The sequence below is a fragment of the Rhodobacteraceae bacterium M385 genome (genome assembly GCA_025141835.1).
In the GTDB taxonomy this organism is placed as follows: Bacteria; Pseudomonadota; Alphaproteobacteria; order Rhodobacterales; family Rhodobacteraceae; genus Gymnodinialimonas.
In genome coordinates, this window is sequence record CP081102.1 from 2918005 (window position 1) to 2944109 (window position 26105).

General features: G+C 60.1%; 25 protein-coding genes, 1 tRNA gene and 1 riboswitch. Of the genes, 5 read left to right on the forward strand and 21 right to left on the reverse strand.

The genetic code is table 11. The annotated features are described in order from the left end of the window. Nucleotides 1–4 precede the first annotated feature (4 nt). From K3728_14195 to K3728_14260, 14 genes are all read right to left on the reverse strand, one after another. Nucleotides 5–1714 carry a nitrate ABC transporter ATP-binding protein gene (locus tag K3728_14195; GenBank protein ID UWQ94836.1) on the reverse strand — a complete coding sequence of 570 codons (1710 nt, stop codon included), beginning with the start codon at nt 1712–1714 and terminating at the stop codon, nt 5–7. Between the two features lie 10 nt (nt 1715–1724). Then, complete coding sequence (locus K3728_14200) at nt 1725–2795, reverse strand: ABC transporter permease (GenBank protein ID UWQ94837.1); 1071 nt, start codon at nt 2793–2795, stop codon at nt 1725–1727. Nucleotides 2796–2988: 193 nt separating this feature from the next. After that, nucleotides 2989–4347 carry an ABC transporter substrate-binding protein gene (locus K3728_14205; GenBank protein ID UWQ94838.1) on the reverse strand — a complete coding sequence of 453 codons (1359 nt, stop codon included), beginning with the start codon at nt 4345–4347 and terminating at the stop codon, nt 2989–2991. Between the two features lie 273 nt (nt 4348–4620). Next, a complete protein-coding gene (locus tag K3728_14210; GenBank protein ID UWQ94839.1) occupies nt 4621–5790 on the reverse strand; it encodes an ABC transporter substrate-binding protein in 1170 nt (389 codons plus the stop codon). Further along, the gene (locus tag K3728_14215) at nt 5787–6371 is read right to left on the reverse strand and encodes an ANTAR domain-containing protein (protein ID UWQ94840.1); all 585 of its coding nucleotides are present in this window, start codon (nt 6369–6371) and stop codon (nt 5787–5789) included. The genes K3728_14210 and K3728_14215 overlap by 4 nt, the downstream gene beginning before the upstream one ends. A 158-nt stretch (nt 6372–6529) precedes the next feature. Beyond that, complete coding sequence (locus K3728_14220) at nt 6530–7057, reverse strand: TRAP transporter small permease subunit (protein UWQ94841.1); 528 nt, start codon at nt 7055–7057, stop codon at nt 6530–6532. Between the two features lie 58 nt (nt 7058–7115). Further along, a complete protein-coding gene (dctP, locus tag K3728_14225; protein ID UWQ94842.1) occupies nt 7116–8090 on the reverse strand; it encodes a TRAP transporter substrate-binding protein DctP in 975 nt (324 codons plus the stop codon). A 21-nt stretch (nt 8091–8111) separates the two neighbouring features. Continuing rightward, nucleotides 8112–9395: a TRAP transporter large permease gene (locus K3728_14230; GenBank protein UWQ94843.1), complete on the reverse strand. Its 1284-nt coding sequence runs from the start codon at nt 9393–9395 to the stop codon at nt 8112–8114. A 4-nt stretch (nt 9396–9399) separates the two neighbouring features. Further along, a complete protein-coding gene (locus tag K3728_14235) occupies nt 9400–10920 on the reverse strand; it encodes an amidase (protein ID UWQ97571.1) in 1521 nt (506 codons plus the stop codon). Between the two features lie 117 nt (nt 10921–11037). Beyond that, complete coding sequence (locus K3728_14240) at nt 11038–12009, reverse strand: LysR family transcriptional regulator (GenBank protein UWQ97572.1); 972 nt, start codon at nt 12007–12009, stop codon at nt 11038–11040. 273 nt (nt 12010–12282) lie between these two features. Continuing rightward, on the reverse strand, nt 12283–13272 hold the full coding sequence (locus K3728_14245) for an ABC transporter substrate-binding protein (GenBank protein ID UWQ94844.1): 990 nt from the start codon (nt 13270–13272) through the stop codon (nt 12283–12285). Then, entirely contained in the window at nt 13269–14024 is a 756-nt protein-coding gene (locus K3728_14250; protein ID UWQ94845.1) for an ABC transporter ATP-binding protein, read from the reverse strand. Before K3728_14250 ends, K3728_14245 begins: the two co-directional genes overlap by 4 nt. Beyond that, the gene (locus tag K3728_14255; GenBank protein UWQ94846.1) at nt 14021–14809 is read right to left on the reverse strand and encodes an ABC transporter permease; all 789 of its coding nucleotides are present in this window, start codon (nt 14807–14809) and stop codon (nt 14021–14023) included. The genes K3728_14250 and K3728_14255 overlap by 4 nt, the downstream gene beginning before the upstream one ends. Nucleotides 14810–14813: 4 nt before the next feature. After that, complete coding sequence (locus tag K3728_14260) at nt 14814–15422, reverse strand: Ykof family thiamine-binding protein (protein ID UWQ94847.1); 609 nt, start codon at nt 15420–15422, stop codon at nt 14814–14816. Next, a riboswitch (TPP riboswitch) is annotated at nt 15417–15529 on the reverse strand. Its footprint overlaps the gene before it by 6 nt. A 748-nt stretch (nt 15530–16277) precedes the next feature. On the opposite strand from K3728_14260, the gene K3728_14265 reads away from it, so the two are divergent. Further along, nucleotides 16278–16925: an outer membrane beta-barrel protein gene (locus K3728_14265; protein ID UWQ94848.1), complete on the forward strand. Its 648-nt coding sequence runs from the start codon at nt 16278–16280 to the stop codon at nt 16923–16925. 292 nt (nt 16926–17217) lie between these two features. On the opposite strand, the gene K3728_14270 is transcribed toward K3728_14265, so the two are convergent. The 7 genes from K3728_14270 to K3728_14300 all read right to left on the reverse strand — a co-directional run bounded on the left by K3728_14270 (nt 17218) and on the right by K3728_14300 (nt 21567). After that, nucleotides 17218–17751: a hypothetical protein gene (locus tag K3728_14270; protein UWQ94849.1), complete on the reverse strand. Its 534-nt coding sequence runs from the start codon at nt 17749–17751 to the stop codon at nt 17218–17220. A gap of 298 nt (nt 17752–18049) precedes the next feature. Next, nucleotides 18050–18424 (reverse strand): helix-turn-helix domain-containing protein, encoded by a 375-nt coding sequence (locus tag K3728_14275; protein UWQ94850.1) that lies wholly within the window; start codon nt 18422–18424, stop codon nt 18050–18052. A 71-nt stretch (nt 18425–18495) separates the two neighbouring features. After that, entirely contained in the window at nt 18496–18729 is a 234-nt protein-coding gene (locus tag K3728_14280) for a hypothetical protein (GenBank protein UWQ94851.1), read from the reverse strand. 180 nt (nt 18730–18909) lie between these two features. Beyond that, entirely contained in the window at nt 18910–19122 is a 213-nt protein-coding gene (locus K3728_14285) for a MerR family transcriptional regulator (protein UWQ94852.1), read from the reverse strand. A gap of 90 nt (nt 19123–19212) precedes the next feature. Then, nucleotides 19213–20139: a hypothetical protein gene (locus K3728_14290; GenBank protein UWQ94853.1), complete on the reverse strand. Its 927-nt coding sequence runs from the start codon at nt 20137–20139 to the stop codon at nt 19213–19215. Nucleotides 20140–20142: 3 nt separating this feature from the next. Continuing rightward, nucleotides 20143–21330 (reverse strand): tyrosine-type recombinase/integrase, encoded by a 1188-nt coding sequence (locus K3728_14295; protein UWQ94854.1) that lies wholly within the window; start codon nt 21328–21330, stop codon nt 20143–20145. 147 nt (nt 21331–21477) lie between these two features. Next, nucleotides 21478–21567 (reverse strand) — tRNA-Ser (locus K3728_14300). A gap of 246 nt (nt 21568–21813) precedes the next feature. On the opposite strand from K3728_14300, the gene K3728_14305 reads away from it, so the two are divergent. The 4 genes from K3728_14305 to K3728_14320 all read left to right on the forward strand — a co-directional run bounded on the left by K3728_14305 (nt 21814) and on the right by K3728_14320 (nt 26099). After that, nucleotides 21814–22689: an SPOR domain-containing protein gene (locus K3728_14305; protein ID UWQ94855.1), complete on the forward strand. Its 876-nt coding sequence runs from the start codon at nt 21814–21816 to the stop codon at nt 22687–22689. A 119-nt stretch (nt 22690–22808) separates the two neighbouring features. Continuing rightward, complete coding sequence (locus K3728_14310; protein ID UWQ94856.1) at nt 22809–24002, forward strand: D-alanyl-D-alanine carboxypeptidase; 1194 nt, start codon at nt 22809–22811, stop codon at nt 24000–24002. 258 nt (nt 24003–24260) lie between these two features. Beyond that, nucleotides 24261–24887 carry a dTMP kinase gene (gene tmk / locus K3728_14315; protein UWQ94857.1) on the forward strand — a complete coding sequence of 209 codons (627 nt, stop codon included), beginning with the start codon at nt 24261–24263 and terminating at the stop codon, nt 24885–24887. Between the two features lie 87 nt (nt 24888–24974). Continuing rightward, the gene (locus tag K3728_14320) at nt 24975–26099 is read left to right on the forward strand and encodes a DNA polymerase III subunit delta' (GenBank protein UWQ94858.1); all 1125 of its coding nucleotides are present in this window, start codon (nt 24975–24977) and stop codon (nt 26097–26099) included. Nucleotides 26100–26105: the final 6 nt, after the last annotated feature.

Consider the following 26105-nt stretch of genomic DNA (forward strand, 5'->3'; position numbering starts at 1 on the left):
TCACTCACTCCGCTGCGACAGCCTTGGGCGGTGTCGCCCCGGCCTTTGGTGTTGGTGTTGGTGTTGGTGTTGGTTTCGTTTTCGGTTTCGCGCCGTGCTCGTACTCCTCAAGGAAATCGAGCACATCTTGGCGGTAGTCGTAGTAATCAGGATGCTCCAACAGCGCCTTGCGCGTGCGAGGTCGAGGCAGATTCACGTCCGTGATTTTGCCGATGGTGGCTTGTGGGCCGTTGGTCATCATCACGACGCGGTCGGCCAGCAGGATGGCCTCGTCCACATCATGGGTGACGCAGATCGCGGTGACTTTGGTGCGCGACCACACCTCCATCAGCACCTCTTGCAACTCCCACCGGGTCAGGCTGTCGAGCATCCCGAAGGGCTCGTCCAACAGCAGCAGTTTGGGGGAAAGCGCAAAGGCGCGGGCGATGCCGACCCGTTGCTTCATGCCGTTCGACAGGTCCGCGGCCGATCTATCCATCGAGTCCGCCAGACCGACCCGCTCAAGATAATATTCCACCACGTCTTGGCGTTCCTCGCGCGACGCGTTGGGATAGACCTTATCCACCCCGATGGCGCAGTTTTCCCGCGCCGTGAGCCATGGGAACAGCGACGGCGACTGAAACACCACCGCGCGCTCCGGGTCCGCCCCTTCCACCGCGCGGCCGTCCAGCTTGATCGCGCCCTTGGATATCTCGTTCAGCCCCGCCACCATGGTCAACGCCGTGGATTTTCCGCATCCCGAATGGCCGATCAGCGAGATGAACTCTCCCTTGCGCAGCTTCAGATCGAAGTCCTCCACCACCGTCAGCGGCCCCTTGGGCGTCGGGTAAATCTTGTGCACCTTGGAGAACTCCAGATACCGTTCCTCCAGCGCCGATTGCGCGGCGTTAGCAACGGCCGAGGGCACTTGGTGGATCGGCGTCACATCGGGCAACTGCCTTGCCCCCTCCACCTTCGCCTCAATCCCCACGTCCATCAGGTACTTCGTAACCTCCGCCCGCAGCCGGATAAATTCGGCGTCGGTGTTCATCGCCACCCGGTCTCTGGGCCGCGGGATTTTCACCTCAAACGCCTCTGCCAAGGTGCCGTCCGGGTTCAGCGGAATAATCCGATCCGCCAGCAAAATTGCCTCGTCCACGTCATTGGTAATCAGCACGCAGGTTTTCTGGTTGGCCTCCCAGATCCGCTCGATCTCTTCGGCCAAATTCGCCCGCGTCAGCGCGTCCAACGCGCTTAGCGGCTCGTCCAGCAGCAACATCTCAGGGTCCATCGCCAGCGCCCGCGCCACGTTAACCCTTTGCCGCATCCCCCCCGACAGCTCCGCCGGACGCCGCCCGATGGCGGGCGACAGCCCCACCATATCGACGTATGTCGCGACCTTTTCTGCCCGCTCGGCCTTGGGCAGATCGCCGAACATCGTGTCCACGGCCAGCCCTACATTTCCTCCCACCGTTAACCACGGCATCAACGAGTAATTCTGGAAAATCACCCCCCTTTCCGGACCCGGCTCCAGCACCGGTTTGCCCTTGAAAGTCACCTCTCCCCCGGTAGGCGTCTCCAGCCCCGCCATCAGGTTAATCAGCGTGGTTTTCCCGGTCCCCGAGAAACCCAGAAGGACAAGGAATTCACCCTCCTTGATCTCTAGGTTGATGTCACTCAGCACCGGCGTTTCGCCGTAGCTCTTGGACACATCTTTAAGGTTCATGAATGACATGTCGCGGCCCTCAGCGGTTGTTTGTGAAGGTGAAAAGCGACTGGATCGTGAACATCAGCCGGTCCAGCAGGAAACCAATGATGCCGATGGTCAGCACCGCCACCATGATCTTGGCCAACGATTGAGACGAGCCGTTCTGAAACTCGTCCCACACGAATTTGCCAAGGCCGGGGTTCTGCGCCAGCATCTCGGCGGCGATCAGCACCATCCAGCCAACACCAAGGCTCAACCGCAGTCCGGTAAAGATCAGCGGCAAGGCAGAGGGCAGCACCAGCTTCTGGATTTTCGTCCAGGTGCCCATTTTCAGAACCTTGGAGACGTTAACCAAATCTTTGTCGATGCTCGCCACACCCAGCGCGGTGTTAATCAACGTGGGCCACAGCGAACACAGCGTCACCGTGATGGCGGACACCATGAAGGATTTCTCGAACAAGCCGTCATCGGCGGCCAGCGCCGAAACAACGATAGACACGATCGGCAACCAGGCCAGCGGGCTGACCGGTTTAAATATCTGGATGATCGGGTTGATCGCCGCATTGGCGGTGGGCGACAGGCCCGCCGCAATCCCCAAGGGCACGGCCACGGCGGTGGCGATCAGGAAGCCGAAAAAGACGGTTTTAATCGAGGTCCAGATTTGCTGGTAATACGTCGGCGCGCCGGTGAAATCGCGGATCGGCCGGGCCTCTTCGCCATTGGCGATACGCTCTTCGTTGCGGACCTCTTGGCGCTCGTAGAACTCGGCGGCGCGCTCTCGGGTGCGGATCGCATCGTCGTTCAGGTTGCCCACCTGCTCCCACACCTGCGCCGGGCCGGGGATCGCGCCCAGCGATGTCTGAACGGTCGGCGCAAGGGTCGCCCACAGCATCAAGAACGCGGCAATCGCCAGCAGGGGCACCCCCAGCAGTCGCCAGATTTCGCCGCCTTGGGCACGGGGGTTGTCGCCCGCCGCTATCCGCAGCATCGGCGTAAGCCAAGCAAGGCCAAGCACACGAAACCAGGCGTCGGCCTTGTTGATCGCGGTAAAGCGGCGCTCGCGGCGGGCCTCGCGGTCTGCGTCAAAATTTGGGTCTATCGTCGTCATGTCAGCGGCTCCTCTGCGGTGCAGCGCGGGGGGATCACGGGTTCAATCAAGGCAGCGCGGGCGGGGGCTGTGTGTACGGGGTGTGTACGCCCCGGTGTACGCCCTGTGCGCCGCCCAAAAATTAGGCGTCCACTGCGGGCACACCTTCGCACCCGCAGCATTTGGTAGACCGGGCCTAGGCCCGGGGGCGCGCTCAGCCGCCGGTGACGACACCATCAACGACCACTTCGTCACCGGTCAGACCGATTTCCAAAGCGTCGATGTAGGCGTTTGGATAGCGGCCATCGTAGTCCACGCCGCCCATCATTTCGGTCTCGACCGGGCGGAAACCATCGGTGTCCCAAGGGAAGTCTTCTTCCGCCGCCAAACCGTCATCCACCAACGACCGTGCGGCCTCTAGGTAGATGTCGGGGCGGTAAACTTGGGCGGCGACCTCGTGATACCATTCGTCCGACATCTGCTCGGGGATTTGGCCCCAACGGCGCATCTGCGTCAGATACCAGACGGCATCAGAGTAGAACGGATAGGTCGCGTAGTAGCGGAAGAAGACGTTGAAATCGGGCTCCTCGCGCACGTCGCCGGGCTCGAATTCGAAGGTGCCGGTCATGGAGGCGGCAATGACTTCTTCGTCCGCGCCCACGTATTCAGGATAGGACAGGATCGACACGGCCTCCTCACGGTTGGCGTTGTCGTTTTCGTCCAACCACATGCCCGCACGGATCAGCGCGCGCACGATCGCTTGGGTGGTATTGGGGTTCTGCTCGGCGAATTCTTCGGTGATCCCGAAGACCTTTTCGGGGTTGTTGGGCCAAAGCTGATAATCGGTGACCACGGGCACGCCGATGCCACGCTGAACCGCCTGTTGGTTCCAAGGCTCGCCCACGGCGTAGCCAAAGATCGTGCCGGCCTCCAGCGTGGCGGGCATCTGGGGCGGCGGCGTGACGGACAGGAAAACATCGGCGTCAATCGTGCCGGTGATGTCCTCGGGGCTATAAAAACCTGGGTTCAAGCCGCCTGCGGCCAGCCAGAAACGGATTTCATAATTGTGGGTGGAGACAGGGAAAACCATGCCCATGTCAAAGCGCGTGCCTTCTTCGCGGTATTGCTCCACGACAGGGGCAAGGGCCGACGCCGAGATCGGGTGAACCGGGCGGCCATCGTCCATGGAGGGGATATGAGGCCGCATGAGTTCCCAAACGTCGTTGGAAACCGTGATGCCGTTGCCGTTCAGGTCCATCGAGAATGGCGTGATGATATTGGCCTGAGTGCCATAGCCGATGGTGGCGGCAATGGGTTGGCCCGCAAGCATGTGGGCCCCGTCAAGCGTGCCGTCGATGACCCCATCCAGCAGGACGCGCCAATTGGCTTGGGCCTCCAGGGTGACGAACAGGCCCTCATCCTCGAAGAAGCCCATCTCATAGGCAATGGCGAGGGGCGCCATGTCGGTCAGTTTGATGAAGCCGAAGGTCAGTTCATCAATTTCAAGGTCCTGCGCGGCCAAGGGGCCGGCAAGGGCGGTGGTGGTGGCAAGGGCAGCGATTATCCGGTTCATCTGGATCAATCCTATGGCTGGGTGCCAAGGGGCGATTGCCCTTGGCGGAAAAACAAAAAGCCGCCGAAAGTGTCGCAGGAGGAGGCGACACGATCAGCGGCTTTGCTACGCAATCCCGGACTTCGGGAAATTCGGGCCGGAGACGCCATTGCCTCCGTGCAGGTTCAAGGGAGCACTTGAGTCCGATTCACTCAAGGTGAAAGGAACAGAGGCCGGGAAGAAATTGCTGCACCGCCGCATTCGGCGCTCTTGCGGCCTATATTTTAGGCATCCTCAGGCGGATGGATCAAAAATGCGCCCATCAAAAAACACATTCCTCTCCAAAATCATCTCCCCCCGCTCCGACGCCACCGCTGTGGGGTGGCGCAGGGCGCCTTCCAGTTTTTCGGAGGCTCCTGGCATGTCTGCGCCGGTGCCTTCCAGTGCGCTGCGGTAAAGATCGCTGCGGAAAACGCCACTTGCGGCCCGGGCGGCCTCTTGCGGGTCCAGCCCCATGCGGTGGGCCAATCGAGATGCGATCCACTTGCCCTGACTGCGCCAAGGAAAGTTGGCGGCCCCTTGGTGGAACTCCAGAAAACCGGGCACGTCGCGGATCTCTCCGCCTTGGGAAATCGCCAATTCACCGGTCAAAGCCCTGTCCACGACTTCGGCGGGCACGTCCAACCAACGCGGGCGCGATAACAGCTCTGCCGCCGCCGTCCGACTTGACGGATCGGCCAACCACCTGCCCGCTCTCCATACCGTGCGCATCAGCCGCCCAACCAGATGCGGCTCAGTCTCGGCCCAGTCCGCACGGGTGGCGAGCACTTTTTCCGGCGCGAAACTCCAAATCGCGCGCCCCGGCAATAGCAACGCGCCGTCGCCGTTTTCCACACTGACCGATCCCCAGGGCTCGCCCACACAAAAGGCATCAATCTCGCCAGAGGCCAAGGCTTGGGCCATCATCGGTGGCGGCACCGTGCGAATTTCCAACGGTACGGTGGCCAAAGGGGTCGAGGCACGCCAGACGTGCAGCAATTCCACATGCATGGAGAACGGGAACGGCACGCCAATGGTTAACCCGCCCTGAGCCACCTTAGCCAAGGCCGTACCTGCCGCGCGGGCATCTGCAAAGTCGAAGGGATGGCCAAGGGCGCGCAACTTCGCCTCTAACCCGCGGCTGACGCCAATGACGTTTCCGTTGACCGATAGGACCGAGACGGCGGACATCGCATTGGTGACGCCGCCCAAACCCAGGGCCATCGCGACCGGAACCACCGACAACAGATGGGCCACATCCACGCGCCCAAAGGCCAGCATATCGCGGACAGAGGACCACGAGGGCGCGGGGATCAGCTCTAGATCAAGGCCTTCCGCCTCGGCAAAGCCCATTTCCTGACCCACGATCAAGGGCGCCGCATCCACCAACGGCATGTAGGCCACAGAAATCGAGGTCGTTTTCATCGCAACAGCCCCGCCGCCGTCACCAGCGACTGCGCCACATCGGCGACCCGCTTGCCCTGATCCATCGCAGCTTTGCGCAAAATGGCATAGGCGGCCTGTTCATCCACCTGCTTGGCCTTCATCAGCAGACCCTTGGCGCGGTCAATAACCTTGCGGTCCTCCAAAGCGCGGCGCGTCTCGTCCAGTTCGATCCGCATCTGACGCATAATCTGGAACCGGGCGATCGCCGCATCCATCACGGGCTTGAGCCGATCGGGTTGCAGGCCGTCCACGACATAGGCCGACACGCCGGCCTCAATCGCTGCCTTCGCCAAACCACTGCCCGCACCCGAGACAAACATCGCAATCGGCCGCTCCAACGGGCCCGAGGCAAGGGTAAGTTCCTCCATCACGTCGCGGGTCGGATGGTCGATATCAATCAAGACGATGTCGGGCTGCAACGCGGCAATCTTGCGCGCCAGGCCGCTGGTGTCGCCGATCACATGTACCCCATCATCCCCATGATCGCGCAAGGCATCGACAATGGCGATGGCGCGATCCCGGTCTTCCTCGACGACAACGATGGTGAGTTTACTGGGCATAATTACCCCAGTCGATTGACGCCATGGAGGCGGAACTCAATGGGTTGTGAACCTTCGCGCGGCCGTAGGTCCGACTTGCCCAATCCCTAAGCGTTCACGCCAACGGCTGCCCAAAAAAACACCGCCCTCCCCGCGGTGGGCCGAACGCCGTCAGTTGGCTAGTCTAGGTCGGCCTCAGGCGCGTCCTCGGCCCGGTCCCCCGCCCATCGGGCCACGAGGTGCAGTAGGATAAGTAGCATCGCGAGCGGCACCGAAATGGATATCCACGCCATGGGAATGCCAAGGGTGTCAGCCGTCAGGCCGGACTGCCGTGCGATGTAGCCGCCGGAGAAACCGCCTCTCAGGCCGATGACGCAGAAATAGACGACCGGAAGAACGAAGGTCAGAACGGCGGCGCTTTGGATCGCCTCGGCGATATAAGACAGAGCATGGGGCCGATCGGGGAAGACGCTCCCCATCAAGACAGCGTCAGAGCGGGTCTTGAATGAAAGTGTTGCTCCCAAAAGTCCGGTCCAGACCATCGCATATCGCGCAACATCCTCGGTCCAGATCGGGGGCGAGGAAAAGACGTAGCGTGCAACGATTTGGATCATCACTGTCACAAACATCACGCAGACAGCAAAGACCGCAACATGCCGGACGACAGTGTGGACGTTGTTGCTGACTGACAGAATGACGCGGCGCATGGCAATGGCTTTCGAAAATGGGAAAGGCGGGCCACAGATGCGGCCCACCATTAAAGATTTAGCGGCTTTCTGCTGCCAGTTCCTGCCAAAGAGCTGTGTCTTCAGCCGACATCAGGTCCGAATCGTACACGGCAAGCGACGCTGCCCGGAAGACTTCGCGCTCTTCGTCCGTCAGGCGTTGAACGGTAACACCCGCTTCTTCGAGCGATGTCAGACCGCGCACAGAGGCCTCTGCCTGCCAAGCACGGGTGGCGGCGTCGGCAGTAACCACGGCTGCATCCACTGCGGCACGCGCCTCATCGGTCAAACCATCGTACCAGTACCGCGAGAACAAGACCGCGCGCAGCGGGATGATCACGTTGGCATCGGCATAGTTACGCACGAAGTCGGTTTGGCCGAACATGATCGGCACAAAGGGCGAGTTGAGGTAGCCATCAATAACGCCAGTTTGCAGGCCCGCGGGCACTTCGCCCCATGGCACGATGGTGCCGCTAGAGCCCCAAGCCTGATACATGGAGATTTGTGCATCATCGAGCGCACGCATCCGCAGGTCCGCCATATCCGCAGGCGAGCGCACGGCGGCATCCGTTGTGATGATGCCCGATGCGGGTCCAAGTGGGACCAGCGACGCGATCATGACATCTTGCGAGGCGAGCGCCTCGTTCAGGCGATCCAAGACATTGCCCGCCGCCAGGGTGCGGTCCAGATGGGCAAGATCGTCAAACAGATATGGCAGACGAACGCCATAGATGAAGGGGTCAACCTGGGCGATAGACCGTACATCCGAAAGCGACACCTCCAAAAGCCCGGTGGCGACTTGGTCGAACTTTTCGGCCTCGTTGCCTACGGAGCCGCGTGGCAATTCGCGTACTTCCATGCCCGCTTCGGTCAATGCCGCGCCAAAGGCTACGGCCCAGTTGTAAGATCCCGATGTTTCCAGATCTGGCCCGGTATCGAGCGCGATCTTGACTTCGGCTGTTGCGGTACTCGCCATAGCCATCAGGGCTGCGAAAGTCAGCGCCTTTAGTTTCATAAGTAGTCCTCCCTCTTGAGTTTAGTTCACGGAAAACCCGAACAGGCTTGGCAACGCGAGGCTGATTGCTGGCCAATAGACCAGCGCCAGCAGCAAAAGAACCTGAACGAGAATGAATGGCAAAGCCGCGTAGGCCAACCGCCAATAGTTGATCGAAGTCATCGCCGAGACCACCACAAGACATTTGCCAAGGGGCGGCGTAATCAGGCCGATGCACAGGTTGAAACACAGCACGATACCAAGATGGATCGGGCTGATCCCCTGTTCGATGGCTTGTGGGGCAAACAGCGGGATCAAAAGCGTGAGGGCCACGGGCGTATCCATGAACATGCCCGCAATCAGGAAAATGACGATCAAGAAGAACAGATAGCGAGTGCCTGTCAGCCCAAAGGACTCTACCCATGTTGCCAGCGCCTGCGACCAGCCCAATTGGCCTGCAAGATAGCCCAAGATGGAAATTGCCGCGAGAATGATGAAGATCGTTCCGGTCATCTTGGCCGTGGCTTCCAGCGCATCGAAGATCATCCGAAAGCTAAGCCCGGAGTAAAATTGCCCCGCAAAGAGCGCCGCCAGAACGGCAATAGCCGAGCCCTCGGTCGGCGTCGCGAGCCCGAAGACCATTGCTCCCAAGATCACGATGGGCAGACAAAGCGCAGGCGCGGCATTTTTCAGAGCGGGCCAGAACCGGGGCAGTTCTTCTGCAATGCCGCCGGGATGCCCTTTCAGCTTCGCGATCACCGCGTTTAGGGCCATCAAGGACGCCGCCAATAGAATCCCCGGCAAGATGCCAGCCACAAACAGCGCCGCGACCGACGCCCCGGTCAACCCGCCATAAATAATCATGATGATCGACGGTGGAATAATCGGCCCAATCATCGAAGACGCCGCCGTGATCGCGCCTGCATAGTAGGGATCGTAGCCGCGGGCCTTCATCTCGGGCACGAAGGTGCGAGACAGAGCAGCGCTGTCGGCCACCGCAGAGCCGGATATGCCCGCGAAAAACACGCTGGTCAGGATGTTTACATGCCCCAGCCCCCCCCGCAGACGGCCCATCACGGACATGGCGAAATCAATCAGACTGCGGGTAACGCCCGCCCGCCCCATTATTTCGGCTGTAAGGATAAACAATGGCATCGCCATGAAGGCAAAGACATCAAGCTGCGCGAAGATGCGTTGCGGCATAACGGACAGAAACTGCACCTTATCGGTAACCACGAAAGCCAGTACCGATACAGCCCCCATCAAATAAGCGAAGGCCGTGCCACTGATAAGCAATAGGACGAAAACGATTGCGATTTGCCACATGTCTTTACACAGCCGTTTGCAGGTTGGATTTGGTCCCGCCCGCCAGCATGGGCGGATGGGTCACGATAGAGCGCAGATCAACTTTGGAAGGTGCAATGCTTTCCAGATCAGGTCGGGGTCGCGCGGTCTCGGGCGAGGTCGCCAACAGCGACTCTAGCGCCTTGGCCGTGGCAATCAGTGCCGCATCCCCGCCGACCGGCCCCAACATCTGCAACCCAAACGGCATACCTTGCGCGTCTTTTCCCGTCGGCAGTGCCAGGGCAGGCCCCCCCATGAGCGAGCCTCGATAGCTTAACGCCAACCAGCGGTAGTAGATGTCCTGCGCCGTGCCCTCAATTTCCGTGACGTGGGATTGCGTCCAAGGGAACGGTGAGACTGGTGCTGTCGGCAGCAAGATCACATCATAATTCGCCATCATGGCGTTGAACTTTCGCAATATGCGCGTTTGCTCAGTGTGCGCCCATGCGCGATCAGCCAAGCTGAACGAGCGGCCAAGCGCCACGTTTGCGGTGATAAAGGGGCCGAAAGCCTCCGGTGTGGCCTCGATCGCAGCGCCAAAGCCCGCCAAAAAACTCTCTGCTCTCAGCACATCGAAGGTCTTGTCCATCTCTCCAAGGTTCAGATCGACGGGGTCGCAGGAAGCCACATGGGGTCCGATTGCGGACAATCGGGCGCGGAAGGTTGCACGAATGCTCGGATCGACCGGCGCGCCGCCAAAGTCTTCGCTATAGCCAACTCGTAGATTACCAAGCGTCGCTTCTGGGGTGGCCGCAAATGGCCCATCGGGCAAGGGGGACGACAGAGGATCATCCAAGTCAGCCCCGCGGCACACATCCAACATCAAAACAAGGTCATCCACCGTGCGCGCCATCGGGCCCAGGACCGAGATGCCCGACCATCCCAAGGGCCTTGTCGGGTGGGCGACGACCGAGACAGAGGGGCGGAAGCCCACAATTCCACACAACGCAGAAGGGATGCGCAGCGACCCGCCCGTATCCGAGCCGGTGCACAGTGGCAGCATCTCAGCCGCCAGCGCCGCCGCCGATCCACCAGAGGAACCGCCCGCCGTCAGATTCAGGTCAAACGGGTTTCCCGTCGCCCCCCAAACCGGATTGCGGGTGTTCCCGCCCGCACCCAACTCGGGCACATTCGTTTTTGCCAGCACGATTGCCCCTGCCGCGCGCAACTTTGCCACCATGGGCAAATCGTTGGCGGGGACATTGCCGCGAGCGCGCTGGCTGCCATGTGTCGTCAAAAGGCCTTTGGTGTCTTGCAGGTCTTTCACGCCGATAGGCAAACCGTCCAAGGGCCCTATCGGAGTACCCGCCGCCCACCGCGCCGTGGATTTCCCGGCCTCCATCACGGCCCGCTCACCATCAATGGCGGCAAGCGCGTTAACCTTTGGATTCACACGGGAAATACGCTCAAGACAGGCGGCGATATAGGTATCGGGCGTGAGACTGCCGTTGCGAAAACCAGCAAGGACTTCGGACGCCGACAGGGCAACCAGCACGGCGTTGTTCACAGCCATGCGCACATACCAATCCCATGAAGCGCCAACACAAAATTCCTCCCAAAATCCGCGTTGCGTTAACGTATTCCAGATTCGCGGCGCAAAAAATTGATAAATACGCCTAATACATTAACCAAAAGGAATGATGTCAGGTTCGTCAGCTGCTTGCTTCAGACACTTGAGGAACAGCGCCAGGGTTGCATTCTGGGCAATCTGCTCGGGCTGCCAGAAACAGCGGGCCTCTGAAAGCAGGCCTTGAGTGTCGAGCGGTAACACGGCGACCTCGCCACGGGCGGCCTGTGTCTGGGCCAAGCGTTGTGGCATCAGGCCTAGGGCTGGCATAACCCGCATCAACTCGAGGTTTAACGTCATCGAAAGAGAGGCAATCGTGTTCCCTGGCGGTGTCAGTCCATTGGTCGCAAACAGGGCATCCACCGCCCGCCGTGCGAGTGAATTGGCCTGTGGCAAGATCCAAGGGAACCCAACCGCATCGTTCCAAATGATGTCAGGGGAACGCGCAAGGGGATGATTGCGTCCCGCCACCACCACGATCGGCTCTGAAAAGAGGGCAACCTGCTCGATCCCCGGCAATTCCTGTGGCTGCCATACCCGCGATATCATCAGGTCAATAGATTGCGCCTCCAATTGCGGGAGCAGCTCAACAAAATGGCCTTCGGAAACGGACAGGTTGGCCTCGGGTGTGCTGCGCTTGAACAATGCAATTGCGCTCGGCAGCAGGGTCGGCGCGACAGTGCTGACGACGCCGATCGACACAGATCCCGACACGCCACTTGCCATCGCCTCGATGTCGAAGGCCGCACGATCCAATTGCGCCAGCGCCTGCTTGGCATGGTCAGCAAGGCGACTGCCGACAGGCGTCAGAAACAGCCGGTTCCTGTCCCGCGTCACAACAGGGATGCCGACAATCCGCTCCAAATCTGCGATCTGTTTGGAAACAGCCGGTTGCGTCACATTCAACGCCTCGGCCACCCTTGCGACCAGCTTCAGCTCTGCCAACGCCGCGATGATCCGCAAATGTCGCAGGGTCAGCGCCTTCTGAAAATCAGTATCTGGAATGGTGCGGCCTCCGTCCACGGGAATTCGCGCAGGATGTCAGAGTTTGCGCTTCATGCAAGTGGCGCTGTCGCGTTTTGGCGTCGCTCTTATGAAAGCAATTACTGCGGCAGTGGAGACGGACTATGGGCCTGCATGCGGTGAGCTTTTCCATTCCGCGCTTACATTCGTGCGCTGCTATTGGCCCCGAACGACCGCATCTATTGATGCAACGAATGGCCGCTGCACGCAGACCGCCCCACTGCACTAAATTTCAGATTGGGCAGCACCGTCGCGCTGCCCAACGCGATACTCTTGCCGTCAATCTGCCAGCAAAAGGTAGTCATTCGTGTACCATTGAGACACGTCGGGCATAGCGTCCAGAACGACGCCGTCAGCGTCCCGCATGATGCCCGCTTCGAACAAGAAGCTCGTGATGTTTTCGATCATCGCGGCGTCAATCAGGCCCACAGGCTCAGCTGGGTCGCGTAAGTAGCCGCCGTCAGTCAGCGCGGCCATTGAGGCCCTTACAAGGTCGGGGTTGCTTAGCAAACCTGCGGTCTCTTCGATCAGAATTTCTGCGGCGTCCTCTGGGTTGTCGGCGGCGAAGGCGTAGCCGCGTTGGGCTGCCTGCACAAACGCTGCGGTTGTTTCAGGATTTTCGGCAATCCACGTCCCGTTGCCCCCTAAAAAGGTTGTATGCTGATCGGGCACACCAAAATCAGCATAGCGGAATGCGCGTTGGGGGCGGTTCAGCAGGACTGAGTTCGCCCCCTCCCAGGTGCTGACCTCTAAGGTGAAATCAACGCGACCGTTCGCCAACGCTTCATAGGCCGATGTGCCGAGCGTGACAGTGTCAAACTCCCCCACCCCGCCGTCGAACCGGATGATCGAAGAGATTAACGCGTTTTCCCAATCGCTGCCGAAGCCCGCGTAGATCATCCCGTCCAGATCAGACGGACGCTGGATATCCTCGCGCTCTCCATTGAAAACAAGTCGCCCGGTCTCGTGCTGGACCACCGCCATCACCGCTTGCATGTCAGCTCCAGTCGCACGTTGGGTGTGAAAGCCCACGGCACTCAGAATACCGAACTCAGCCACACCTGCCGCTACGAGTGTACCAGAAGAAGTGTCTGTGTAGGGCAGGATATCGACATCTAACCCGGCCTCTTCAAACCACCCCATAGCCTGCGCAACGTAAAGGCCAACGTGGTTTGTATTTGGCGTCCAGTCCAAAGCCACGCTAAGACTTTCTTGGGCGTTTGCTGGCAGGGCAAAGGCAAGAAGGGCCGCGAAAACGGTCTTGTTCATTGAATATCTCCGGTTTGGTTAAAAAGTAGGTCAAGGATGTAAGCCTCAACGTCATGAGCCTGCGCAGGCGTACGAGGACCAAGACGCGGTCGGGCGTGGGGGACAGTGATTTCCGCGATCACTTGGGCCGGCCGGCGCGACAGCACATAGATGCGGTCCGACAAGGCGACGGCTTCGCGGACATCGTGCGTCACAAGTAGCGTCGTCCAGCGAGAGGCCTGCCAGCGTGCTTCAAACCACCTCTGCATCTGCATGCGGGTTAAGGCGTCCAAAGCGCCGAAGGGTTCATCAAGGAGCTGCACACGGCGCCCTTGTATGACCGTTCGCAAAAGTGCGGCCCGCTGGCGCATCCCGCCAGATAGTTGAGCGGGATAATGCTGCGCGAAATCGGCCAGCCCGAAGTCAGAAAGCAGTGGCGCGACGCGGGATCGGGCTTCCTTGCGCGCCACACCCTGCACCTCGAGCCCAAGGGTCAGGTTGTCGATGATCCGTCGCCACGGCAACAGCGCGTCACGCTGCGGCATGAACGCAAAGTCATTGCGACGACCAGAAAGGGTCTGGCCTTCGCACGTGATCGTGCCGCTTCGTTGTCGTAGCGCGCGAGTTAACAACTTAAAAATGGTCGATTTCCCCGCGCCAGACGGACCAAGAATGGATACGAATTCCCCCTCTGCTACGGACAGGGTAATGCGGTCCAACACCTCGGTTTCACCCAAGGTGACGCTCACGTCTTTCATGCTCAGTAGGGTCATGGAGCGCCCCCGGCATCTCGCCAACGCAGGACGATCATTTGCAGAAGCGCCGTGACCGCAAAGAGGGCCAACGTCAGGACAGAACTGATCACCACCGCAGCCAAAACCAGATCAGGTCGAAAGCTATTCTTGGCGTTCAGGATCACAATCCCAAGGCCCGCTCTCGCGCCGACGTATTCGGCAAAAATAGCTGCAACGACGGCATAGGTGATGGAAATGCGAAGACCCGCAAAGAAATACGGCATCGCAGATGGAAACCGCGCAATGCGAAAAATCTGGGTGCGGTTCGCCCCCATGGCACGCATCAGATCCTCAATTTCCGGATCGGTAGAGGCATAGCCATCGACCAACGCAACCAACATGGGAAAGAATGTGACAAGTGCGATCAAAAGCACCTTGGGCGTCAGGTCAAACCCGAACCAAAGCACCACAAGCGGTGCGATGGCCACCAATGGCAGGGTCTGGCTAACCACAAAGATCGGGAACAACGCCCGGCGAACACCGGGCATAAAATCCAGCACGATGGACAGGCCAAAAGCGACGCTCAGCGAAAGCGCAAAGCCTGCAAAGGTCGCTTGCAACGTGGGCAACGTATTGGCCCAGAGAAGCTCGCGGTTGAGCCAGATTTGGGTCATCACGCGCGATGGCGCGGGCAACATCTGCGGCGAAATCCCCGAGATGTGGACGTAAGTTTCCCATATCAGGAAGGCGCTGGCCACGCTAAGAACGGCAGGAATGCCACGGGCCAAGCCTCCCCCGGGACGGCGGGGGACGGGGCGATGCATGGGCTCAGCGCTTGGTGGGGCTGTTAGCTGACACCGTTAGATCAATCGTCACGTGGCCCTGTGGTGGGCCGAACTGGCAAAACGCCTGTTCCAACGTCGCAAAAACCGGCCCCGCATCCCCTGTCAGCCGGGTGCAAAAGTTCTTGGAACGGTCAAACGTTCCACTTTTCTTGAGGAAGTCGATGCATCCCATAATCTCTGCCATATGGTCGCCAGCACCCATCACATAGAGCGAGAACTGCGCGTCGGCGACCTGCCCCTTCTCTGGGGTATCGGCAATGGTTGCCAGGGCACGATCCTGACGGTCAGCCAGCGGTTCGGACGGATTGGCGAGCGCGTTGGTCTGGCAAATCGGGTCATCCGGCTCACCGGGGCATCCGCGTGAGAGCGTTGCGCGCAAGACAAGATGCACCCCGCTTGCAGCCGCCGCGCTATAGAGGTCGCGCAGTGCGGGGAACAAGATTTCCGGCGGGCCAACGATCAATGTAGAGATATCATCGGTCTCTATCCGCAGCTTGTCCCGCCAGGGATCGAGAGCGCTCAACGACGATAAGATGACGTCAATGAACCCATCGGTCATGGGATAAAGGGATACTTGTGCGCCTGCAAACATTGCATGTCCTCCTTGCTACGCTGGCATTATCCAGATCAGCTTTGAGGGTCCGTAGGTTTGCGCCTACATCTCAGCCACGGCATTACGCGGCTCCCCTGTGGTGCGACAGTGATTGCAGTTGCTCTGTTTGGGTGCAAGTCGAATTTGGGAAGTTTTCGCGTGCTGCCGGAGTTTTGGGGAGTCCTCAAGATCTTCCGACAGGTTGCCACGGGGAAGCTCGAAGTCGTCTGCCAACAACGGATCGCGCCGCTTGAATTCCAGCTTCACACACCCGGATCAGGCAAGCCAGGGTCGACGACGTGCCACCAACCGCCCTGCAAAAGCTCGCATCTCCCCCGCTGATGGGGCCAACAATACACACGCAAGGGCACAAAAGAGGTGCGCCTTCGCGCATGTCATTAAACCTAAAGTTTGCAATTTGAGCATCAGGTCAGTGGCGGAGGAGGTGTCTTTAGTGCAATTTCTTTAAGTACATAATAACTATTAATAAATTCTAGACGCCCTCACGAACATACCACATTATATACCACATGGCGGTTTGGAGGGTGCACCTCTCGAAGAAAGGTTACGGCGTCATTTGGCCGAGATTGCATCGTCAGTACTGCTACCGGCAAGCTGCTTTTTCATTTGAAACTGACGGCGCGAAAAACCGCGCAGCAAACCCGGTCCTGCGTGCGAGGCTGGCAACCTAACGCCTCCCCCCACTTTGACAGCCGCTCACTGTCTACGCGATCTCTCGAGTTGCATGTTGCGCTGGCACCACATCTCTCAGGTTCATGAGGGTTCGCCTGCATAGAATGATGAAACCGCGGCATCAATCTGTATGGTCAAGGCAGTTTATCTTAGGGGATTCTTATGTTGCACCATCGCTTTGCCGTTGCACTCGGAGTTGCTGTAGCCACCGTCAGTCCCGTCCAAGCCGAAGACTCGCGCTGGTCCGGCTTCTACGCGGGTGGCGTCATTGGGTACGGCTCGGGCGCGGTGGAGCAAACGAATACCTTTGCAAGCCTTGAGAATACCGTTGACATCGATGGCGTGGTCGGCGGTGTATTTGCCGGATACAATGAGCAACACGGATCTTTGGTTTATGGCATCGAAGTCGATGCAATGATTTCAGGCATTGAGGGAACGCTGCCAGACGGATCCGGTCGAACCTGCTTCAGCGGCCTGCCGGATTGCCATCAGAGCATTCAGGGGATCTATTCTGCCCGAGCGCGCCTTGGTACCGACATGGGTGACATATTCCCATTCGTAACCGCAGGGATCGCGGGTGCCGAGATTGTGGAAGATACCGGAAATTCGCTCTCTGATATTGATGGATTCGAGTTCGGCTGGGTCATCGGCTTGGGTGCCGATTATCGTGTCTCAGACGACTTTTCCTTACGTGCCGATTTCCTGTTAATGGACTTTCCAAGCCAGGTTAGAGGCAGCGGGATCTCCATTGGCACAAACGAAACTGAAACGCTGGGGATACTCCGCATCGGTGGTGCGTTTCACTTCTAGCCGCGTGGCTCGCGCCGGATCCTTGCAGCAACCTACCAATGCTATAACCCGCGTTGCCTAACCCGGCCGCGCCAACATCCGCGTGAGTGCCCGTACCCGCTTCATCTCCCCCGTCCGAAACCCGTGCCGATAGTTCGGATGCGCCTCCCCTCGTGGCGCGCCACCACTTGCCCCGTGCAAGCGACACACTTCCCATCCTCGCTTGGCGGGGTTCTGGCACCTTTCACCTGTGCTTTTAGCCTTGGCGGTACACCTGGGCGCGTTTCTGAGCCGTTCCGTAGGGTCTATGGGGTTAACGTCGTTTTTCGCCATCACCGCCCCCTGCCCCTGTCAAGTTGCCCACAATAGCCTGCCCGCCTTCCTCAACAGTCACCCGCTCGACACGCACCACCTGTTGCGCCTTCGCGCGGTATTTCTTGAGCGCGTCCATCTGAGCCAGGTAGGTCCGACTTAGCCGCGTTGCCGACCGCTCGTAGCTTTCGCGCACCTGATACGATGATGCGCCGTGCATTCGCTCCATTATGCAGGTCATCGCCACATGGGTTGCCGACATCTGCGCAATCAACATCGCCTCAACTGCGTCGCGCGGCTCAAGCTCTGCGAAGTTGGCCGACGCCATCGACCCATAGCGTGCCGCGTGACTGCCCAGCGCCGCGATTGCTGAGACAAAGACGCCATTTGCCGCCTCGGTCGTCTTGGTGCCCACCAGGGCTTTCATGTCGGTGCCCTCTCGCGCCTCCGCCGTGTAGTCGTGGTCGCCTGTCTTCTTAATCAACGGAAACAAGGGCACCTCGCCCCGCTCCACCAACTCTGCCTTGCCTGCCATCTGCTATCCTTCCATCTATGCCGCGCCCAAAGTCCCCGAATTGTGGACGCGCGTTTTTGCGTTCCCGCTTCGGTCCCGTTCGGCTTTCCTCTGAAGTTTTCCCCGCCCCCCTCCCCCTAAGCATCGGTGCCCCGGCATAAGGGAAGGAGTGGTTACTATTAGTGTTCCGTTTCAGAACCGTGGCGACTGCCTAAAAACGCCCTGACGGGTTCCAGTTTGGAACCATAGCCGCCCCTTGGGTTCTGGATCGGATCCACCGGAACAAGCGACGGCTCCGCACCAGAACCGCGTTCTGTTTTTATGGCGGCTTGAAATTGCGCCAATCGTTCGTGGCCAACTGCTTGCCCTTGGTGCGCTGCACGGGCTTGGTCGTCAGCCGCCACTCATGAGCGCGGCGATGATACCAATTCCCCTCCCTCTCAAGCGAGAGAAACCCCTTGGCCACCAGCTCCGCATAGGCCCGCTGGACCGTCGCCTTGCCCATGCCCAGCGCCTCACCCGCCTCGGCATAGGAAAGCGTCAACGCGCCGTTGTTCCCGCCGTTGTAGCGCGTATGCAGCTCAAGCCAGAGCTTCACCGCCGCGCCAGACAGGTTGCGCCAAGCCGCGCACTTTAGCTGGGCGTAGGAAAGGGGCACATACTGCCCCTCCCCGTCTTTCTTTGACTTACCCATCAGCGGTCTCTTCCTTGACCGCCTGAGCCGCCTTGAGCGTGCTACGCACCCCCATAGCCGACCGGGGGAACCTAAGCGCCTGCCACGGCACCCCCGGCGTCAGGCGATAGTGCGCCACGCTCCGGCCCCTTGTATTCCACCTCAATTGGCCAGCCGTACCTCCGGCGCAAATTGTGGACGATTGCGCTAAGACGCCAGCCGCGCCCTTCGCCAATCTCATCCAGGTGGGTGATGGTGCGCCCATCCGTGAGCGCCTTGCAGGTCCAAAAAACCTGCGTCGGTTTGCTATTCCAGTGTTCAGACATCGGTGATGCGTCCTTTGTGCGTTTCAAACGGCTGGATCGAGTTGCTACGCGGGCACCAGCGAAGCCGCTTGTCGAATTGAGTTGCGTGGAAAAGGCCTAGTGTGGCATCACCTGAACTGTTCAGGGTGGCAGATGATGTCACTCGAAAAGCCCCTGCCCCGCTTGCGGAGTGGGGGTTCTTCATTTCGCGGCCTCCCCATTGGGATCGATCCGCTGCGCTTCCAAATAGGCGTTAATATCTACACCAAAATATCCGATGCGGCGTCCGATGCGGACAAAGGCAGGCCCAGTCATCCGGTGCCGCCATTGGGCGAGCTTGTCACGGTCGCCTAGAACGCGAAGCTCTGGGTCTTCGGGGAAGTAAATACGGTCGTCGTCGTAGATGTCAGCCATCAGTGAACCTCTTGGGTTGGTTACAGATGACTTGGGATTACGTTCAATTTTCCCGCGCTAAAAATCCAAGTGGCGTCAGAAATAGTTTCCTTATCTGGATTGTCGCATTCGCGCAGAAGCCACCCTCACAGCGACCTCCTCCCAACGTTCACAGTCAGTCAATATTTGGGCAGTCAAATATCTCATCTGCCGATAGTTGAAGGAGCGTTCTTCATACCCTCCAACGTCCACAGCAACAGTCAACGCACTATTCCACGCTTCTTGCATCTCCAACAAAACAGAAATTGCTGGGGATTCGTAATCCGGCGCAACGTCTGTCGGGACTGCCAAACCCATAGGAAAGCCAGACTTCCTTAGCGCTACAACGCAGCGCCGTATCATCTTTTCAAATAGGTCATGGCCAGTTTCATCGGTCCACCGCGAAGACCAAAAGTTGTTGAATGTTTCGTTCTTGCCAGCAAAATGCTCGTAGTAATCTAGCCACCGCCTGACAGTGAGATAGTCTGAGAAATCAACATCCTCTGGATTGAAGGATGGGTCGAGCAATCCAAAGCGCTCATCAACTGACTTCCGTCCCGAATACTCTGTTGGGTATAGGTCGCGATTGTTACGCGGCGGGATTGCCAAATTGGAGTCAAACTCAATAAGTTCGTCAAGCGTCGCCCGAAGCATTGCAGCGTGTTTTCCCAGCCGCGCCACTAGATCGTTAAATTCTCGCTCCGTCTTGGCGTCTGCGTAGGGGTAGCCAACAAAACTCGAAAATTCACTGGCCAGGGCAGGGAACAACTCGACACGCTGGCCCAACAACATCATATGCAATGCCCTTTGAAGCTCAACTCTGGTTGCGTCTTCAATACGCCTTCCGCAACGACGTTCAATTACGTCGAAATCTAGATCTATTTTTTCCGAACGAGACTCAAGAAACCTCTCGACCGTGGCTATATCCTGATAGCCAAGTGCGGTTTTGAACCATGAAGTGTTGCCGCGACCGACTACCAAATTCTTGCGACGTGCCACGACCTATCCCCCTGTCGGAACAAGAGACGCTGCGAAACTTGTCCATACCGCCATCAATTCCCCCCTCCGCTCCAACAAATCAGACCGCGCATAGGCTCGCTCCACCTCGGACCCTACTCTATGGGCCAGCGCCGCCTCCGCCACCTCGTATGGTGCGCCAGAGACTTCGGACGCCCAATCGCGGCACGAACTGCGGAACCCATGAACAGTGAAGCCTGTCCGGCCCATCCGGCGCAAGAGCATCAGCATCGACATATTGGAAAGCGGCCTGTGCCGTTTCTGCCCCTCAAACACATAGCTGGACGCCATAGCCTTGAGCGGTTCAAGGATTGCCAGCATCTTGTCCGTGAGCGGAACCCGGTGCGCCTTGCCACCTTTCATCCGCTCCGCTGGCACGGTCCAAAGCCACGCGTCGAAATCCACCTCTGGCCATTGCATCTCCAACACCTCAGACGTGCGCGCGGCTGTCAGGATGGTGAATTGCAGCGCCTTCGCGGCCATCGCGCTCCGCCCTTCAAGCTCTGCATAGAAGGCAGGCACATCGCGCCATGGCATCGCGTCATGGTGTTGTGCCTTTGCTTTGACCTTGGGCAGAACGCCCGCGTCTTTCACGGCTGTCACTGGGTTCTCGCCAGATCGAAACCCCTTCGACTTGGCAACGTCCAGAACCACCTTCATCCGCTGCGCGAGTCGCTTTGCCGTCTCATTCTTGTCCGTCCAAATCGGTGACAGGCACATCATCACCTCAGGCTCGCCAATGCTATCCACGGGCATCCGGCCAATCTTGGGAAAGGCATAGTCGCGCAAGGTGTTGAGCCATTGCTGCCCGTGCTTGGGGTTCTTCCATGTGGGCAGGCGGTCGATGTGGACTTGCTGGGCCAGTTCCTCAAACGAGGGCACCTCACGCTGGGCGTTGTAGCGAGGGTTGAGGCCCGACTTCGCCATACGCCGATACTCAAGCGCCCGTTCCCGTGCTTGGTTGAGCGAAACGACATCAGCGCCGCCCAACCCGAAATCCGTGCGAAGCGGTGCGCCCTTGCTGTTGCGCTGTCCCTTGACGGTCACACGCACAATCCAGCGCCGCGCGCCCGAAGGATCGACAACCAGATAAAGGCCCGAGCCATCGCCATGACGCCCCGGCCCAAGATTCTCTACCAGCTTTTTAGTCAGCTTACCGCCCAGCGCCGCCATCAAATACCACACTCTATACCACGCAAGGCAAGCATACAGGCGCAATCCAACAAAACCCGGCACAATCGAGCGCAAAGCCCATCGCTTTGAAAAACAATCAAAATTGATCGTTCAGAGCATGTGGTGAAATGTCAGAAAAGGTCAGACTGGCGGAGGAGGTGGGATTCGAACCCACGGTACGCTTTCACGCACGCCGGTTTTCAAGACCGGTGCATTCGACCACTCTGCCACTCCTCCGGCGGTTCAAGGCTGCGCTCGAACGGGTCTGAACCTCTGCGATACTGTGACATGTGTGATTCTGAAACCCACTCTCTGCCACGATCTTCACAAGGCGGCTTTTCAGATGCGAATCGGTGGTGTAACGTCTGCCCATTACAGGCGTGGTCCGCCAATAGGATCACAACCGGCAGCGACCGGTCCGGCAACGTCCGGGTAGAGTTAATAATCACCTGCGCGCCTGACGCGTGGGGACAGAGTGCAGAGATGAGCAGTATGACCCTAATCCGCCACACGTCCCGAATCCGCGCTTTTTCAATGGCGCTAGTCCCTGTCATCGCCCTTGCGGGCTGCGTTGAAGAGGGCGGCTTGTTCAGCTCTCGGGATGCGGACGCAGACGGCCCCGCGCCCATTGGCGCGACGCGGCTGGTGGAGCGTGACGTTGAAGCGCCCGAGATTTTCGAAGCCACAGCCGAAGGCCTTTGGGATGGTCGCCCCTCGCTTGGTGGCGTTTGGGTGGCGCATCCCGATGTCACCGATCCAGAGCGTGTGATTATCCGAAACGATGAAAACGGGCGTTTCGTGATTGGCGCCTTGTTCCGCCGTGAACGCGACAACCCCGGCCCTGAGCTTCAGATTTCGTCCGATGCTGCCGCCGCCATTGGCGCGCTGGCGGGCGACCCGACGATGTTGAACGTAACGGCCCTGCGCCGTGAAGAAGTGTCCGAGACGGCGGAAGCCGCCCCTGATGCCTTCGCGCCCGGTGAAGATATCGCCGCCTCTGCAGCTGCGGGCGACATCACCTCTGCACCACTAGACGGGGCCGATACCACCATCGCCGCCGCCGCCGCTGCAATTGATGCGGCAGCGCCCGCCCCCGCTGCGGCCCGTACGCCCGCCGCTGGCGCGCCCGAGCAGCCCTACATCCAGATCGGCATCTTCTCGGTCCAGGAAAACGCCACCAACACCGGGCAATCCCTGCGTAGCGTGGGTCTGGAGCCAACGATTTATGACCAAACCACCAACGGCCGCCAGTTCTGGCGCGTTGTTGTCGGCCCCGCCGACAGCACCGAGACCCGGGAAGCGATCTTGGCCAATGTGCGTGACTTGGGCTTTGACGACGCCTTCTTCGTGCGGCGCTAACCCCGCGACGCGTCGCTCTGCATAAGCAGCTTTTCGCGAGTGACAGCGCGGCACCTTGATGTTGGATGTGTTTCGCCTTTAGCTATGGCTCTGGACACATTTGGAACGCTTAGGTCGCTATGCATATTGCTTTTCTAACCAAACCCGCCGCGACACTCCTCGCGGCGGTTTTTGTTTCGCTCTCTGCCATTGTTGCGCAAGCGCAGGGCTATGACACACAGGCCCGCGCGGCTTATGTCTATGACCATAGCTCGGGGCAGGTTTTGCTGGCGCTCAACGCGGATGAGGCTTTGCCGCCTGCGTCGATGTCCAAGCTGATGACGCTTCTGATGGCGTTTGAGGCGCTGCGCGATGGCCGTCTGACGCTGGAAACACGGGTGCCGGTTTCGGCCCACGCCATGAGCTTTGGCGGCTCCACCATGTTCCTCAACACCCAAGACCGCCCCACGGTCGAGGAGCTGATCCGTGGCGTCGTGATTGTGTCCGGCAACGACGCCGCCGTCGCCCTGGGCGAGGCGCTGTCGCCCGACGGGACCGAGGAAGGCTTTGCCACGCTGATGACCCAACGGGCGCGGCAGTTGGGGATGATGAACTCCACCTTCGCCAATGCCTCTGGCTGGCCCCACCCCGAGCACCGGGTGTCGATGCGCGATCTGGGCATTCTGGCGCAACGGCTGATCGAAGAATTTCCCGAATACTACGCCTATTTCCAGGAAACCGAGTTCGATTACGAGAACCGCAGCCCCGCTAACCGCTTCAACCGAAACCCTCTTTTGGGTCTGGGCATCGGGGCCGATGGCCTGAAAACCGGCCACACGGAAGAGGCCGGCTACGGCCTTGTCGGCTCTGCCATGCAGGGCGACCGGCGGGTCACTTTCGTAATCTCGGGGCTCGATTCCTCACAAGCCCGCGCTGACGAGGCAGAGCGTATCGTGACATGGGCCTTCCGCCAATTCGTGATGCGTGACGTGGTGCAGCCGGGCGTTGAAATCGCCCGAGCACCGGTATTTCTGGGCAGCGAAGAGACCGTGGGCCTCGCCCCCTCGGAAGGTATCGAAATGCTGCTGCCCGCGCTTCTGGACCCTGAGATTGAGGCAAACCTGACCTTCACCACCCCCCTGCCCGCCCCTGTAACGGCGGGCGATGTGGTGGGCGAATTGCACGTCACCCAAGGCGTCCACGGGTTCGAGGCCCGCGTGCCCGTCGTGGCGATGGCCGATGTGGAACGGGGCGGGCCGATGGTGCGCATCGGGGCGGCTTGGTCCAGCGTGCGCGGCATGGTTGCGGGCGGTGGGGAAACGCCCGCCTTCTAGACTCCCTCCCAGATTGGCGGCCAAACGCTCCCGTGTTAGGGCAATGCCCTTTGGGCATCCCCCGGCACTTTGGGCCCCGGCACTTTGGGCCCCGGCACTTTGGAGGTGGCGCCGCGCGGCCCAAGGGGCCACCCGGCGCGGGCGCGCCCCTGTTCTGTCTGGATTGTATCAGGCGTTGCGGCGGCCCGCCTTGCTCTATCGCCCCCGCCCGTGCAAAACCTGCGGGCAAGACACCTCAGCTGAAAGCGCCCTGCCCCGATGTCCCCTCTCTTTATCAGCCTTGAAGGCATCGACGGCTCTGGCAAATCCACTCAAACCAAGCGGCTGGTTGAGTGGTTGCAGGCCCAAGGGCGCGACCCCATCCGCACGCGTGAGCCGGGCGGCTCTGCCGGGGCCGAGGAAATTCGGCGTCTGTTGGTGGAGGGCGATCCGGATCGCTGGAGCGCCGAGACGGAAATCCTTCTGTTCACCGCCGCCCGTCGCGACCATCTGGAACGCACAATCCGCCCGGCACTGGCCGCAGGCCGGGATGTGGTGACCGACCGCTTCGCCGACAGCACCCGTGTTTACCAAGGCGCCACGCGCGGCGATTTGCGCGGTCTTGTGGATCGCATCCACGCCGCCGCCATTGATGTGGAGCCGGACCTGACCCTGATCCTTGATATGGACCCGGAACTGGCCCTGTCGCGCGGCCTTGCTCGCGACAGCGGCGAAGACAGGTTTGAGGACTTCGGCCTGCCCTTCCAACAGAAGCTTCGCGCCGGATTTCGGGCGCTGGCCTCGGAAGCGCCGGAGCGCTGCGTTTTGGTAGATGCCTCCGCCGATCCTGACAGCATTGCGGCGGCGCTTTCGCAGATCGTGGCCGAGCGGCTTTCGCGCCGATGAGCGGCCTTTGCTCCGGCCCCGGTTTCGAAATTGATATACCATTGATCTACCCTGCACCCCGCCCGCGCCCCGTGATAGACCTTGCCCATGGCTGATGATCTCCCCCTCGAATCCGATCGCATCGACGGTGCGCCGCACCCGCGCGACGCGGCACAATTGTTCGGCCACGCCGCCGCCGAGGCCGAGTTTCTGACCGCCGCCACCTCGGGTCGGCTGCCCCACGGCTGGCTTCTGACCGGACCCAAAGGCGTCGGCAAAGCCACCTTCGCTTGGCGGGCCGCCCGGTTTCTTCTGGCTACGCCCCCGCCCGATGACGGCGGCATGTTCGGCGCGCCGCCGCCGCCGCAAAGCCTTGATATCTCAGCGGATCATCCCGTGTCGCACCGCATGGCGGCGCTAAGTGAGCCGGGCCTGTTCCTGCTGCGCCGCCCGGTTGACGAGAAAGACAACAAGAAGCTGAAAACGGTCATCACCGTGGACGAAGTGCGCGGACTTAAAGGGTTTTTCCATATGTCTGCGGGGAACGCGCGCCGTGTCGTGATCGTGGATAGCGCGGATGAAATGAACCCCTCCGCCGCCAACGCGCTGCTGAAAGAGCTGGAGGAACCGCCCGAAGGCGCGGTTTTGTTCCTGATCTCTCACCGTCCTTCTGGCCTTTTGCCGACCATTCGTTCGCGCTGTCGGACGTTGCGATTTAACCCCCTGGGCGATGCTGATCTGGCCTCTGCGCTGATGCAGGCGGGCGCGGAGCCGCCCGAAGGTGTGGCCCTTGCAACACTGGCCCAAGGCTCGGTGGGCGAAGCGATTGCACTGGCCGAACAAGGCGGACCGGGGCTCTATGCGGATATCTCCAAGTTGTTGGGAACGTTGCCAAACATGGACCGCCAACTGGCAATCCGCTTGGCGGAAGGCACCGCTGGCAAGGGCAACGAGGCACGGTTTACCCTGACGTTATCGCTCCTTGATACGGCGCTGTCACGGGCCGCGCGACTGGGGGCAACGGGGCAGATGCCAACCGAGATCACCCCGAACGAGGCCACGACGCTGCAACGCCTCGCCCCCACGCCGCACCACGCCCGCGAATGGGCCAGTCTTGCGCAATCCCTGACCGCGCGCGCCCGGCGCGGCAAGGCGGTCAACCTTGACCCCGCCGCGCTGGTGTTTGATATCTTCCTCGACCTGGACCGGATGGCGGCCCGGCTGGCCGCATGAGAGCCC